The organism is Achromobacter sp. (assembly GCF_049647645.1).
GTDB lineage: Bacteria > Pseudomonadota > Gammaproteobacteria > Burkholderiales > Burkholderiaceae_B > Achromobacter.
In genome coordinates this window covers 1-12,901 of record NZ_JBARYB010000185.1, presented here as the reverse complement: position 1 = coordinate 12,901, position 12,901 = coordinate 1, and the positions used below count along the sequence as shown (strand labels likewise).

Below are 12,901 nucleotides of genomic sequence, written 5' to 3'. Positions count from 1 at the left end.
TAAGCACACAACCTGGACAACCCGGGAGGAGACCCATGGCACCAGCGCCCACAGCGGCCGGCCGCCACGCCCCAGCTTCGCGCTATCTGCGCTGCGCCGGCCGCGAGCTGCACTACACCGAATGGGGCGCCGCCAATGCGCCCCCCGTCATCATGTGGCATGGCCTGGCCCGCACCGGCCGCGACTTCGACGACCTGGCCCAGGCGCTGGCGGGCGACTACCGCATCATCTGCCCGGACGCGATCGGCCGCGGCCTGTCGCAATGGAGCCCCGACCCGGTTGCCGAGTACCGGCTGGATTTCTACGCCACGCTGGCCCGCGCCCTGGTGGACGGGCTGTCGCTGGCGCGCGTGCGCTGGGTGGGGACATCCATGGGCGGCGCCACCGGCATGCACGCCGCCGCCACCACCTTGCAAGACCGGATCTCGCACCTGGTGGTCAACGACATCGGCCCTGAACTGCCGCAAGCCGCCATCGACCGCATCGTGGCCTACGTCGGCGCGCCGCCCGCCTTCGACACGGTCACGGAATTGGAGGACTGGCTGCGCGTCGCCTACAAGCCTTACGGCTGGCAAAGCGACGAGCAATGGCGCCGGATGGCCGAAACCTCGGTGCGCCGGTTGCCAGACGGCCGCATTACCCTGCACTACGATCCGGCCATCGTCGGCCAGTTCAGCAACCATCCCACCGATTACGACCGTTGGAGCGGCTACGACTCGCTGCGCATGCCGCTGCTGTTGCTGCGCGGCGCCGATTCGGACCTGCTGCTGCCCGAGGTTGCCGACGCCATGACCCGCCGCGGACCGCGCGCGCAACGCATCGACTTCGCCGATTGCGGCCACGCCCCCGCCCTGAACGTCGCCCCGCAGATCGACGCCATCCGACAATTCCTTGCCACGCCGGACCACACGGCGGCTGCCCGCCCCCAATAACAGGAGACTCCCATGAAACGCGTCCTGCTCGCCGCGCTTGCCGGCCTCTGCATGAATTCCGCGATAGCGGCAAAGGACTTTGTCGTGGCTCACGTCTACGACAAGACCGGCCCCCTGGAGGCCTATGCCAAACAGACCCAGAACGGCCTGATGCTGGGGCTGGAATATGCGACGCAAGGCACCATGACGATCGCCGGCCGCAAGATCCGCGTCATTGAAAAGGACAATCAAGGCAAGCCCGACGTGGCGCGCGCCCAACTGGCCTCGGCCTATGCCGATGACAACGCCGACATCGCCGTGGGTCCCACCTCGTCCGGCGTTGCGCTGGCCATGCTGCCGATCGCCGAGGAATACGAGAAGATCCTGCTGGTCGAACCCGCCGTCGCCGACTCGATCACCGGCGACAAGTGGAACAAGTACATCTTCCGCACCGGCCGCAACTCGTCGCAGGACGCCATCGCCAACGCGGTCGCCTTCGACCAGGCCGGCACCTCGATCGCCATGCTGGCGCAGGACTATGCCTTCGGCCGCGACGGCGTAAAGGCGTTCAAGGGCGCATTGAAGAACGCCAAGATCGTGCACGAGGAATACCTGCCCGCAAACGCCACCGACTTCACCGCCGGCGCGCAGCGCCTGTTCGATGCCCTGAAGGACAAGCCAGGCCGCAAGATCATCTTCATCCTGTGGGCCGGCGCGGGCAATCCGTTCAAGATCGCCGACCTCGACCCCAAACGCTTCGGCATCGAGATCGCCACGGGCGGCAATACGCTGGCCGCCATGACGCCGCTGAAATCGCTGGCCGGCATGGAAGGCGCCACCTATTACTACTACGGCATCCCCAAGAATCCGATCAACGATTGGCTGGTGGCGGAACACCAGAAGCGCTACGGCCAGCCGCCGGACTTCTTCACCGCGGGCGGCATGGCCTCGGGCATCGCGATCGCGACCGCGCTGGCCAAGACCAACGGCAACTCCGATACCGACACGCTGATCAAGGCCATGGAAGGCATGAGCTTCGATACGCCCAAGGGCAAGATGACCTTCCGCCCCGAGGACCATCAGGCGATGCAGTCCATGTACCACTTCCGCATCAAGAACGATCCGTCGGTGCCTTGGGCCGTGCAGGACCTGGTCAAGGAAATCACGCCGGACCAGATGTCGGTGCCGATCCAGAACAAACGCTGATCCCGCTGCCCATCCATGCTGGAAACCCAATCGCTCACGATCCGTTTCGGCGGACATGTGGCCGTCAATGAAGTCAGCTGTAGCTATGCGCCTGGCACCTTGACCGCCATTGTCGGCCCGAACGGCGCGGGCAAGACCACCTACTTCAACCTCATCTCCGGCCAGCTGCGCGCCAGCGCCGGAACGGTGCGCCTGAATGGACGCGACCTGACCCCGCTGGCTGCGCCCGCGCGCATGCATGCGGGGCTGGGCCGCGCCTTTCAGCTGACCCAGCTGTTCCCGCGCCTGAGCGTGCATGAGAACGTGCGCCTGGCCCTACAGTCTCGCCAGCAAGGCATGGGCTGGCGCCAGATCCAATTCTGGCGCACCTGGAGCGACGACCGTGGCCTGATCGAACGCGCCGACGCCCTGCTCGAACGCACCCGCCTGTCCGCGCGCCGCGATCAATCCGCTGCAGACCTGCCGCATGGCGACCAGCGCAAGCTGGAAATCGCCATGCTGATCGCGTTGGAGCCGCAGGTATTCATGTTCGACGAACCGACCGCAGGCATGAGCGTGGACGATGTGCCCGTGGTGCTGGAACTGATCCGCGAAATCAAGAACGATCCGACCAAGACGATTCTGCTGGTCGAGCACAAGATGGACGTGGTGCGCGAACTGGCGGACCGCATCGTGGTGCTGCACAACGGCCAGTTGATGGCTGATGGCGATCCCGCGACCGTGATCGCCTCGCCCATCGTGCAGCAGGCCTACCTGGGCGTCAGCCCGACGGAGCAGGCGGCATGACGCAGGCGCTGCTGGAATTGAAGGACGTACACACGCACATCGGCGCGTACCACATCCTGCACGGCGTGGATCTCGCCGTGCCGCCCGCGGCCGTGACCATGCTGCTGGGCCGCAACGGCGCCGGCAAGACCACCACGCTGCGCACGATCATGGGATTGTGGCGCGCCTCGCAAGGCCAGGTGAGCTTCGACGGCGCGCCTGTCGGCGGCCCCGGCACTCGCGCCACGCCGCCCGACATGGCACGCATGGGCATGGCTTACGTGCCGGAGAACATGGGCATCTTTGCCGACCTGTCGGTGAAGGAGAACATCCTGCTGGCGGCGCGCCAGGCCCGGAACGCCAGCCAGTTGGATACCGCAAGGCTGGAGTGGATCTTCGGCTTCTTTCCCGCGCTCAAAAAGTTCTGGCTGCATCCCGCCGGCAAGCTCTCGGGCGGGCAGAAGCAGATGCTGGCGGTCGCGCGCGCCATCATCGAGCCACGCAGGCTGCTGCTGGTGGACGAGCCCAGCAAGGGCCTGGCGCCCGCGATCATCCAGAACATGATCGACGCCTTCATCGAACTGAAGCAGGCGTCCACCACCATCCTGCTGGTCGAGCAGAACTTCAATTTCGCCCGCCTGGTCGGCGATCACGTCGCCGTGATGGACAACGGCCGCGTCGTCCACGCGGGCGGCATGGCTGACCTGGCCGCGGACGACGAACTACAGACGCGCCTGCTGGGCCTGTCGCTGGGAAGCCACCAATGAGCACGCTCGAAATCGATACCCCGCTGCCGCGCGTGCGCGCGGACTTGCGCCCGGTCCTGCTGGTGCTGGCCCTGGCCGCGTTGGCCCTGCCCCTGGTGGGCTCGTTCTCCACCTGGGTCACCCTGACGCTGGCGGGGCTGGCCATGGGCATGATCATCTTCATCGTGGCCTCCGGCATGACGCTCGTCTTCGGCTTGATGGACGTGCTGAACTTCGGCCACGGCCTGTTCATCGCCATCGGCGCCTACATGGCCGCGACCGTGCTGGGCTCCATGGCCGACTGGACGCAGTCCGGCAGCCTGTGGATCAACCTGGGCGCCGTGCTGCCCGCCATGATCGTCGGCATGCTGGTAGCGGGCGCCGTGGGCCTGGCGTTTGAACGCGTGATCGTGCGCCCCGTCTATGGACAGCATCTCAAGCAGATCCTGATCACCATGGGCGGCATGATCATCGGCGAAGAGATCATCAAGATGCTGTGGGGACCGCAGACCATTTCGCTGCCGTTGCCCGAAGCGCTGCGCGGCGCGTTCTTGCTGGGCGATGCCGCCATCGAGAAATTCCGCATCGTCGCCTTGCTGACGGGACTGCTGGTGCTGGGCGGCATGCTGTGGCTGCTCAACCGCACCAAGCTGGGCCTCTTGATCCGCGCAGGCGTCGAGGACCGCGAAATGGTGGAAAGCCTGGGCTACCGCATCCGCCATCTGTTCGTGGGCGTGTTCGTCGCCGGCTCCATGCTGGCGGGATTGGGCGGCGTACTGTGGGGCATGTACCAGCAATCGATCGTGCCGCAGTTGGGCGCGCAGGTGAACGTGCTGATCTTCATCGTCATCATGATCGGCGGCCTGGGCTCCACCGTAGGCTGCCTGATCGGCGCGCTGCTAGTCGGGCTGATGGCCAACTACACCGGCTTCCTGCTGCCCAAGGCCGCCCTGTTCTCGAACATTGCGCTGATGGTTGCCATCTTATTGTGGCGTCCGCAGGGCGTGTACCCGGTCACGAATCGCTAGGAACCGCCGACATGTCCGTACGCCTGCTTTCCGGCGATCCCCCGCGCAGCACGTTGCTGGCCCTGGCGCTGATCGCCATCGTCGCGCTGCTTGCCGCCGCGCCGTTTCTCTTTCCCGGCCCCAAGTCGCTGGCGGTGGCCGCCAAGATCCTGGTGTTCGTGATCCTGGTCGCGAGCTACGACCTGCTGCTGGGCTACACCGGCATCGTCAGCTTCGCGCACACCATGTTCTTCGGCATCGGCGCCTATGGCGTGGCGATCGCCAGCATACGCATGGAACCGGGCTGGACGGCGGTGTTGCTGGGCCTGGGTGGCGGACTGGCGGTATCGCTCGCGTTCGCCCTGCTGATCGGCCTGGCCAGCCTGCGCGTGCGCGCCATTTTCTACGCCATGATCACGCTGGCGGTGGCCGCCGCGTTCCAGACGCTGGTGTCGCAATTGTCTGATCTGACGGGCGGCGAGGACGGCCTGAACTTCAAGGTGCCGCAGATGCTGCGGCCGGCCTTCCGGCCCTTCTCCGAACAGATCTTCGGCGTGACAGTGGACGGCCGCGTCATCACCTACTACCTCATCGCCGCCGTCTGCGTGGTGCTGTTCCTGCTGTTGCTGCGCATCGTCAACTCGCCGTTCGGTCGCGTGCTGCAAGCCATCCGCGAAAACCCGTTCCGTGCAGAATCCATCGGCTATCGCACCGTGCTGTACCGCAGTCTGTCCAACCTGCTGGCTGCAGCCTTCGCAACGCTGGCGGGCGCCATGTACGCGCTCTGGCTGCGCTACAACGGGCCGGATACCTCGCTGTCGTTCGAGATCATGCTCAACATCCTATTGATGCTGGTGATAGGCGGCATGGGTACCATGTACGGCGCGGTGGTGGGCGCCAGCCTGTTCGTGTTCGCGCAAAGCTATCTGCAGGACGGCCTGCATGTTATCCACGACGCGGTGTCGGGGGTCGCGCCCTTGGCGCTGCTGTTCGAACCGGACCGCTGGCTGCTATGGCTGGGGATCTTGTTCGTGGTGTCGGTGTATTACTTCCCTACCGGTATTGCGGGACGGCTGCGGGAACTGGCGGCGCGGCGCTAGTTCTACGCGTTCTCGACCTCCCGCCCAAGCGCTGCAATCCCGCCGCGGGGCCAGACGAAAGCAGCGCTGCAATTCGCCTTCGCCTGACGCCCCTGTCGCTGCGGAGTGCTATTTCACACGGCTGCGCACGTCATCCACGCTACGCTTCACATCGTCCAGGCGCCGTTGCAGATCTTCGATCTTGCGGCCGCTGGCATCCGAATTGCTGCTGAGCTGCGATACGCTGCGCGACAGCTTTTCCAGCTCGTTCTTCTGGCTGTCGGCACTGCGCGCCATTTTGTCCAGATCGCTGCGCTGACCATCGCTGCTGCGACCGCCATCGCCTTGCTTGCGCTCCAATGCGGAGAGCTTCTGCGCCTGCTCCTCCAGCTTGCGATTGAGTTCCTCGTTCTTGCGTCGTAACTCCGCCAGTGCGTCGGCCTGGTCGCTTAGCCTGCGGGTCAGCTTGTCGACTTCCATGCCGGTGCGCACCCGACCGTCATTGCCGACAACCAGCAGGCTGTCACCAAACGGCCGTTCCACGGCAAAGTCCTTCAATCGCACGCTGTTGAGATCGGCCCGCGCCGTCGGCACGGCCAAGACCGCCAATAACGATGCGCAACCGCAAGCGGTCATGAACTTGCCCACAGATCCACCCATGTTTCGTGCTCCAACTGACGAAAACTCGAGAACGCGAAATGCGTACCCGCGAGGGTTGTAACAGGCGCATCGAGAGCGAGGAATCCCCTACTCACGGACAGTTGCTACGCTGCGTTTCAGAACGACTGGTAGATGGCGCGATCGATCAGCGAGTCGGTTCGCGAAGCGCATCGGCGTTCCGCAGCAATCCATCAACCCGCCGTCGCATATCGTCGACCTGGCGCCGCGCATCTGCGGTGCCGGCCGACCGCGAACCCGCCGGCAATGGCGCCAGTTTGGGCATGGCCGGGACGGGAAGGTCGGCTGAATGCCGATTCAGCGGAATAGTGCCTGAAGGCGCAGAACGATCCTCCGGCGTCTGACCCAGCAACCGCTCCAGCGCTTGCAACTGCAAACGCTGCGTATCGAGCGCGCGCTCCTGTCTTGCGAGCGCCAATTCGTCCTCACCCTCAGTGCCAAAGATGAACGCACGGTCGCTTGAATCCGCCGGCAGTCGCACGCGCGGCTCGGGACCGGCGGTCAGGACGTCGCGGCCGCTCGTCTCGGGAGTCGCAGAGGCAGGTACGACGGGCCCCGCGTCCAATTGCGCCCAGACAGGAAAAGCGAGCAGGCCCAGGCAACAGGTCGCGACTCCCATCAGTCCGGAACGCGAACGACCATGTGCCATGTCTTTTGCCTTTTATCCCGATTTGCCTTGGTTACAGCCGCCCAAGTGGACGCGCCGGACGAAAAAAAACGGCAAGGGTTTTATCCCTTGCCGTCTTATATCAGAACGGCGGACCGTCCCGATGAACTGCTTTACTTAGATGATACGTGCGGCTTCAACCAGACGCACCACACGCCACGACTTCGAGCGCGAGATGGGACGGCCTTCAGCGATTTCAACCGTATCGCCTTCGTTGTACTGGTTCGATTCATCGTGCGCCTTGTACTTCGCGGAACGCATGATGATCTTGCCGAAGATGGGGTGCTTGACGCGGCGCTCAACGAGCACGACGACAGTCTTGTCCATCTTGTTGCTGACGACCTTGCCAACCAGCGTGCGCTGGCGCTTGGCCACTTGGGTGTTTTGAGTTTCGCTCATCTTTATTTCCCTGCCTTCTCGGTCAGCAAGGTACGAACGCGCGCAATGTCGCGACGCACGTTGCGCAGCTGGCTGGTGTTGGCCAGTTGCTGCGTGGCCTTCTGCATACGCAGACCGAATTGTGCCTTCAGCAGGCTTTCGAGCTCTTTGCCGAGCTCGGCGGCGTCTTTCGAACGGAGTTCGCTAGCTTTCATGTTAGTACTCCTTAAGCACCGATATGACGCGCGACGAACGTGGTCGAAATCGGCAGCTTGGCAGCGGCCAGGCGGAAAGCTTCACGCGCGATCTCTTCGCTCACACCTTCCATTTCGTAGAGCACCTTGCCGGGCTGAATTTCAGCGACCCAGTACTCAGGATTGCCCTTACCGTTACCCATGCGGACTTCGGCAGGCTTCTGCGAGATGGGCTTATCCGGGAAAATGCGAATCCAGATACGGCCGCCACGCTTGATGTGACGATTGATGGCGCGACGAGCCGCTTCGATCTGGCGGGCGGTCAGACGGCCACGGCCGGTGGCCTTCAGACCGAATTCGCCGAACGACACGTGGGTGCCACGGGTCGCCAGACCGGTGTTGCGGCCCTTCTGCTCTTTGCGATACTTTCTGCGAGAGGGTTGCAGCATGGTTATTCTCCTTCAGGCGCCGGAGCAGCGTCCGCCTTGCGGGGACCACCACGACCGCGACCACCCGGACGACCGGTGCGAGCACCGTCCGGACGATCACCACGCGGAGCGCGGCGCGGACGACGTTCTTCTTCGCGCGGGGCTGCGGTTTCCGGCGGCAATTCGCCGTTGGCCAGCATGTCGCCCTTGTAGACCCAGACCTTGATGCCGATCACGCCATAGGTCGTGTGGGCTTCGGAGGTGCCGTAGTCGATATTGGCCTTGAGGGTGTGCAGCGGCACACGGCCTTCGCGATACCACTCGGTGCGGGCAATTTCGATACCGTTCAGACGGCCCGAGCTCATGATCTTGATGCCTTGGGCACCCAGACGCATGGCGTTCTGCATCGCGCGCTTCATGGCGCGGCGGAACATGATGCGCTTCTCGAGCTGTTGCGAGATCGAGTCGGCGATCAGTTGAGCATCGGTTTCCGGCTTGCGGATTTCTTCGATGTTGACGTGCACGGGCACGCCCATCAGGCGCTGCAGATCAGCCTTCAGGCTTTCGATGTCTTCGCCGCGCTTGCCGATCACCACGCCCGGACGAGCCGAGTAGACGGTGATGCGGGCATTCTTGGCGGGACGCTCGATGATCACGCGACCGACGGAGGCGCTCTTGAGCTTCTTCTTCAGGTACTCGCGAACGCGAATGTCTTCGGCCAGCATCGTGCCGAAGGCCTTGTCGTCGGCGAACCAACGCGAGGACCAATTACGGGTGACCGCGAGACGGAACCCAGTGGGGTGAATTTTCTGACCCATCGTGACTCCTTAAGCTCCGACCTTGACCGTGATGTGGCAGGTCTGCTTCTCGATACGGTTGCCGCGGCCCTTGGCGCGAGCGGAGAAGCGCTTCATCGACTGAGCCTTGTCCACGAAAATCGTGGTGACTTTCAGTTCGTCGATGTCGGCGCCGTCGTTGTGCTCGGCGTTGGCGATGGCGGACTCGACAGCCTTCTTCAGGATGACGGCAGCCTTCTTCGGCGAGAAGGTGAGGATGTTCAGCGCTTGCGAGACGGACTTGCCGCGGATCAGGTCCGCAACCAGTCGGGTCTTTTGAGCGGAGATGTGAACCCCACGGATAATGGCAGTAGTTTCCATCGCTTACCTCTTCGCCTTCTTGTCCGCGGCGTGACCCTTGAACGTACGGGTCAGCGCGAACTCGCCCAGCTTGTGACCGACCATGTTCTCGTTGATATAAACGGGAACGTGCTGCTTGCCGTTGTGCACAGCGATCGTCAGACCGATGAACTCGGGCAGGATCGTGGAGCGACGCGACCAGGTCTTGATCGGCTTCTTGTCTTTGCCCGCGACGGCCGTGTCCACCTTTTTGATAAGGTGAGCATCGACAAACGGGCCTTTCTTGATCGAACGTGACATAGTGTTCGCCTCTTACTTGCGCTTGCGCCGTTGGACGATCATATTGTTCGTCCGCTTGTTGCGACGGGTCTTGAAACCCTTCGCCGGAGTGCCCCACGGGCTGACCGGTTCGCGTGCTTCACCGGTACGGCCTTCGCCGCCACCGTGCGGGTGATCCACCGGGTTCATGGCAACGCCACGAACCGTCGGGCGGATACCGCGCCAACGCATTGCACCGGCCTTGCCGATTTGGCGCAGGCTGTGTTCTTCGTTACCGACTTCACCGATGGTGGCGCGGCATTCGATGTGCACACGGCGGACTTCACCGGAGCGCAGACGCACTTGAGCGTAGATGCCTTCGCGAGCCAGCAGGACGGCGGAAGCGCCGGCCGAACGGACCATCTGAGCACCCTTGCCAGGCAGCATTTCGACGCAGTGAATCGTCGTACCCACCGGGATGTTGCGGATCGGCAGCGTGTTACCAGCGCGGATCGGGGCTTCGACGCCCGACAGCAGCGTGGCGCCAACTTCCAGACCGCGCGGAGCGATGATGTAACGACGTTCGCCGTCGGCGTAGCACAGCAGAGCAATGTGCGCCGTACGGTTGGGGTCATATTCCAGACGCTCGACCTTTGCCGGGATGCCATCCTTGTCGCGACGGAAGTCGACGACGCGGTAGTGCTGCTTGTGGCCACCGCCACGATGACGGATCGTGATGTGACCGTTGTTGTTACGGCCAGAACCACGGGTCTTCTTTTCCAGCAGCGGCGCGTAGGGCTCACCCTTGTGCAGGTTCGGGCTGACAACCTTCACCATGCCACGGCGGCCAGCCGAAGTCGGCTTAACTTTTACGAGGGCCATTTACTTCACCTCCGCAAAGTCGATTTCCTGGCCGTCCTTGAGCGACACGTAAGCCTTGCGCTCATTGCGACGGCGGCCAACGAATCGGCCAAAGCGCTTGACTTTGCCCTTACGGTTGAGGACCTGCACGGACTCGACCTGCACCTTGAAGAGCAGTTCGACGGCAGCCTTGATTTCCGGCTTGGTAGCGTCAGCCACGACACGGAAAGCGACTTGCTGATTCTTCTCAGCGACGAAGGTGGCCTTTTCGGTCACGATCGGGGCCAGAATGACTTGCATCAAGCGTTCAGCGTTCATCCCAGCATCTCCTCGAGTTGAGCGATGGCCGGCTTGGTGATCAGCACTTTCTTGTAGTGGACCAGCGACAACGGATCGGCATAACGGGGCTCGACAACGGCAACGTGCGGCAGGTTGCGGGTGGCGAGGTAAACATTTTCATCAACGCTGTCGGTGATGATCAGGACCGAGTCCAGGCCCAGGCTCTTCAGCTTTGCAGCCGCGTCCTTGGTCTTGGGCGATGCCAGATCGAACGATTCGACAACAGCGATGCGGTCTTCGCGAGCGAGCTGCGACAGGATCGAACGGATCCCAGCGCGGTACATCTTCTTGTTGACCTTCTGGCTGAAGTTCTCTTCCGGCGAGTTCGGGAAAATCCGACCACCGCCACGCCACAGCGGCGACGAAGTCATACCGGCGCGAGCGCGGCCGGTACCCTTCTGGCGCCAGGGCTTCTTGGTCGAGTGCTTGACTTCAGTGCGATCCTTCTGAGCGCGGTTACCCGAACGGGCGTTGGCTTGGAAAGCCACCACGATCTGATGAATCAGCGCTTCGTTGAAGTCACGGCCGAAGATGGTGTCAGGTGCGCTGAACGTAGCAGCGGCCTGACCTTGGTCGTTCAGGAGCTTGAGATCCATTTACTTATGCTCCCTTCTTGGCCGGGGCCTTGATGGCCGGGCGCACGACGATGTCGGCGCCAGCGTGGCCGGGGACAGCGCCCTTGACCAGCAGCAGGCCACGCTCAACGTCAACGCGAACGACGTCGAGGTTTTGAACGGTGCGGGTGACATCACCCAGGTGACCGGCCATGCGCTTACCCGGGAAAATACGGCCCGGATCTTGAGCTTGACCAATCGAGCCCGGGACGCGGTGCGAACGGGAGTTACCGTGCGACGCGCGTTGCGAACCGAAGTTGTGACGCTTGATGGTACCGGCGAAGCCTTTACCAATGGTGGTGCCCGTGACGTCGACCTGTTGGCCGGCTTCGAACACCGATTCCACGGCGATCACGGAACCGGCCGCAAATTCAGCGGCGCGAGCGGGATCAAGGCGGAATTCTTTGAGGATGCTACCGGCTTCAGCGCCGGCTTTGGCGTAGTGGCCCGTTTGCGGCTGAGCCACACGCGAGGCACGACGAGTGCCATAAGCCACCTGGATCGCGGCGTAGCCGTCGGTTTCCAGCGACTTAACTTGGGTCACGCGGTTGTTCGACACGTCCAGCACGGTCACCGGGATGGATTCACCTTCCTCGGTAAAAATGCGGGTCATGCCGACCTTGCGACCCACCAGCCCCAGCCGGTGAGCGGCGGGCGTGGGTGTCGAATTCGACATCGTTTTCTCCATTCCCGACTGCGATTGGTCGGGGCTAATCAGGCAAAAGGTAACGGCCTTTGCCCTACGACTATGTTCAACCTGGTTCAAATTCAGGCGGAGTCCGCCTTCCTTTTCCCCATAGTTGCTCTTGCCACAAAATGGCAAGCTTGGCATATTAGCATGTTTTTTTCAGTCAGCACAAGCACTTAGCCTGCTTTGGCCCTGCTGCAGAGGGCGATTTCGCCACAGCCTGCGGGTGTCAGCAGCGGCGACGCTGCCTGACGGGCCTGATTACGGCAGTGAGCACCTGCTAACCAAAATGTGAAGGCGGCTTGAACGCCCTCTGGACCGCCTCTGGGCAAGCGTCGCGCGCAGCATGCCCAAAAACAAAATGGCCGCACCCATAAGGAATGCGGCCATCTTTTTCGTGCCTGCCGGCGAAGGTAGCAGGCCCGATACGCTTTACTGCAGCGCGATTTCGACGTCGACGCCGGCCGGCAGGTCCAGACGCATCAGGGCGTCAACGGTCTTGTCGGTGGGATCAACGATGTCCATCAGGCGCTGGTGCGTGCGGATTTCGAACTGGTCGCGCGACGTCTTGTTGACGTGCGGCGAACGCAGAACGTCATAGCGACGGATACGCGTGGGCAGCGGCACCGGGCCGCGGACAACGGCGCCGGTACGCTTGGCGGTGTCGACGATTTCAGCGGCCGATTGATCGATCAGCTTGTAATCGAAGGCTTTCAAGCGGATACGGATCTTTTGGTTTTTCATGGCGTTTCCTAAAGAACGAGAGGCGAAGGCGACGGGGCCGCCCTCGCTGATTGTTTGCTGCTTAAGTGATCCGAATTACTTCAGGATCTTGGCGACGACGCCGGCGCCGACGGTACGACCGCCTTCACGGATGGCGAAACGCAGGCCTTCTTCCATGGCGATCGGAGCCAACAGCTTGACCGTCATGGCCACGTTGTCGCCC

General features: G+C 62.9%; 19 protein-coding genes and 1 pseudogene. 6 read left to right on the top strand and 14 right to left on the bottom strand.

Annotated elements, in window-relative coordinates:
• Positions 1 to 35: 35 nt before the first annotated feature.
• Genes WBB14_RS21010 through WBB14_RS20985 form a run of 6 tightly spaced genes read left to right on the top strand, consistent with a single transcriptional unit; the run spans position 36 to position 5,735 of the window.
• Positions 36 to 932, top strand: a complete 897-nt coding sequence (locus WBB14_RS21010) for an alpha/beta fold hydrolase (protein ID WP_424241552.1) — start codon at positions 36 to 38, stop codon at positions 930 to 932.
• 12 nt (positions 933 to 944) lie between these two features.
• A complete protein-coding gene (locus tag WBB14_RS21005; RefSeq protein WP_424241551.1) occupies positions 945 to 2,117 on the top strand; it encodes a substrate-binding domain-containing protein in 1,173 nt (390 codons plus the stop codon).
• 15 nt (positions 2,118 to 2,132) lie between these two features.
• Positions 2,133 to 2,903, top strand: coding sequence for an ABC transporter ATP-binding protein (locus WBB14_RS21000; RefSeq protein ID WP_424241550.1), 771 nt, complete (start codon positions 2,133 to 2,135; stop codon positions 2,901 to 2,903).
• Positions 2,900 to 3,649: an ABC transporter ATP-binding protein gene (locus WBB14_RS20995; RefSeq protein WP_424241549.1), complete on the top strand. Its 750-nt coding sequence runs from the start codon at positions 2,900 to 2,902 to the stop codon at positions 3,647 to 3,649. The genes WBB14_RS21000 and WBB14_RS20995 overlap by 4 nt, the downstream gene beginning before the upstream one ends.
• Entirely contained in the window at positions 3,646 to 4,656 is a 1,011-nt protein-coding gene (locus WBB14_RS20990; protein WP_424241548.1) for a branched-chain amino acid ABC transporter permease, read from the top strand. The genes WBB14_RS20995 and WBB14_RS20990 overlap by 4 nt, the downstream gene beginning before the upstream one ends.
• An 11-nt stretch (positions 4,657 to 4,667) precedes the next feature.
• Positions 4,668 to 5,735: a branched-chain amino acid ABC transporter permease gene (locus tag WBB14_RS20985; RefSeq protein ID WP_424241547.1), complete on the top strand. Its 1,068-nt coding sequence runs from the start codon at positions 4,668 to 4,670 to the stop codon at positions 5,733 to 5,735.
• Between the two features lie 108 nt (positions 5,736 to 5,843).
• Here WBB14_RS20985 and WBB14_RS20980 read toward each other — a convergent pair whose 3' ends face one another.
• The 14 genes and pseudogenes from WBB14_RS20980 to WBB14_RS20915 form a co-directional block, all read right to left on the bottom strand.
• Entirely contained in the window at positions 5,844 to 6,362 is a 519-nt protein-coding gene (locus WBB14_RS20980) for a hypothetical protein (RefSeq protein WP_424241546.1), read from the bottom strand.
• A 157-nt stretch (positions 6,363 to 6,519) separates the two neighbouring features.
• The gene (locus WBB14_RS20975) at positions 6,520 to 7,041 is read right to left on the bottom strand and encodes a hypothetical protein (protein ID WP_424241545.1); all 522 of its coding nucleotides are present in this window, start codon (positions 7,039 to 7,041) and stop codon (positions 6,520 to 6,522) included.
• A 135-nt stretch (positions 7,042 to 7,176) separates the two neighbouring features.
• A complete protein-coding gene (rpsQ, locus tag WBB14_RS20970) occupies positions 7,177 to 7,458 on the bottom strand; it encodes a 30S ribosomal protein S17 (protein WP_006216549.1) in 282 nt (93 codons plus the stop codon).
• Between the two features lie 2 nt (positions 7,459 to 7,460).
• The gene (rpmC, locus tag WBB14_RS20965) at positions 7,461 to 7,652 is read right to left on the bottom strand and encodes a 50S ribosomal protein L29 (protein WP_003806912.1); all 192 of its coding nucleotides are present in this window, start codon (positions 7,650 to 7,652) and stop codon (positions 7,461 to 7,463) included.
• 11 nt (positions 7,653 to 7,663) lie between these two features.
• Positions 7,664 to 8,080 (bottom strand): 50S ribosomal protein L16, encoded by a 417-nt coding sequence (rplP, locus tag WBB14_RS20960; RefSeq protein ID WP_006216552.1) that lies wholly within the window; start codon positions 8,078 to 8,080, stop codon positions 7,664 to 7,666.
• A 2-nt stretch (positions 8,081 to 8,082) separates the two neighbouring features.
• The gene (rpsC, locus tag WBB14_RS20955; protein WP_006216553.1) at positions 8,083 to 8,877 is read right to left on the bottom strand and encodes a 30S ribosomal protein S3; all 795 of its coding nucleotides are present in this window, start codon (positions 8,875 to 8,877) and stop codon (positions 8,083 to 8,085) included.
• A 9-nt stretch (positions 8,878 to 8,886) separates the two neighbouring features.
• A complete protein-coding gene (gene rplV / locus WBB14_RS20950) occupies positions 8,887 to 9,216 on the bottom strand; it encodes a 50S ribosomal protein L22 (protein WP_013397017.1) in 330 nt (109 codons plus the stop codon).
• A 3-nt stretch (positions 9,217 to 9,219) separates the two neighbouring features.
• On the bottom strand, positions 9,220 to 9,495 hold the full coding sequence (gene rpsS / locus WBB14_RS20945; protein WP_006216555.1) for a 30S ribosomal protein S19: 276 nt from the start codon (positions 9,493 to 9,495) through the stop codon (positions 9,220 to 9,222).
• Positions 9,496 to 9,507: 12 nt separating this feature from the next.
• On the bottom strand, positions 9,508 to 10,335 hold the full coding sequence (gene rplB / locus WBB14_RS20940) for a 50S ribosomal protein L2 (protein WP_013397018.1): 828 nt from the start codon (positions 10,333 to 10,335) through the stop codon (positions 9,508 to 9,510).
• Positions 10,336 to 10,632, bottom strand: coding sequence for a 50S ribosomal protein L23 (gene rplW / locus WBB14_RS20935; protein ID WP_006216557.1), 297 nt, complete (start codon positions 10,630 to 10,632; stop codon positions 10,336 to 10,338). It lies immediately after the preceding gene.
• On the bottom strand, positions 10,629 to 11,249 hold the full coding sequence (gene rplD / locus WBB14_RS20930) for a 50S ribosomal protein L4 (RefSeq protein WP_013397019.1): 621 nt from the start codon (positions 11,247 to 11,249) through the stop codon (positions 10,629 to 10,631). Before rplD ends, rplW begins: the two co-directional genes overlap by 4 nt.
• Before the next feature lie 4 nt (positions 11,250 to 11,253).
• Positions 11,254 to 11,943 carry a 50S ribosomal protein L3 gene (gene rplC / locus WBB14_RS20925; RefSeq protein ID WP_008168945.1) on the bottom strand — a complete coding sequence of 230 codons (690 nt, stop codon included), beginning with the start codon at positions 11,941 to 11,943 and terminating at the stop codon, positions 11,254 to 11,256.
• A 444-nt stretch (positions 11,944 to 12,387) separates the two neighbouring features.
• Positions 12,388 to 12,699: a 30S ribosomal protein S10 gene (gene rpsJ / locus WBB14_RS20920; RefSeq protein ID WP_003806903.1), complete on the bottom strand. Its 312-nt coding sequence runs from the start codon at positions 12,697 to 12,699 to the stop codon at positions 12,388 to 12,390.
• 75 nt (positions 12,700 to 12,774) lie between these two features.
• Positions 12,775 to 12,901 (bottom strand): annotated as a pseudogene (locus WBB14_RS20915) (elongation factor Tu); the annotation flags it as partial.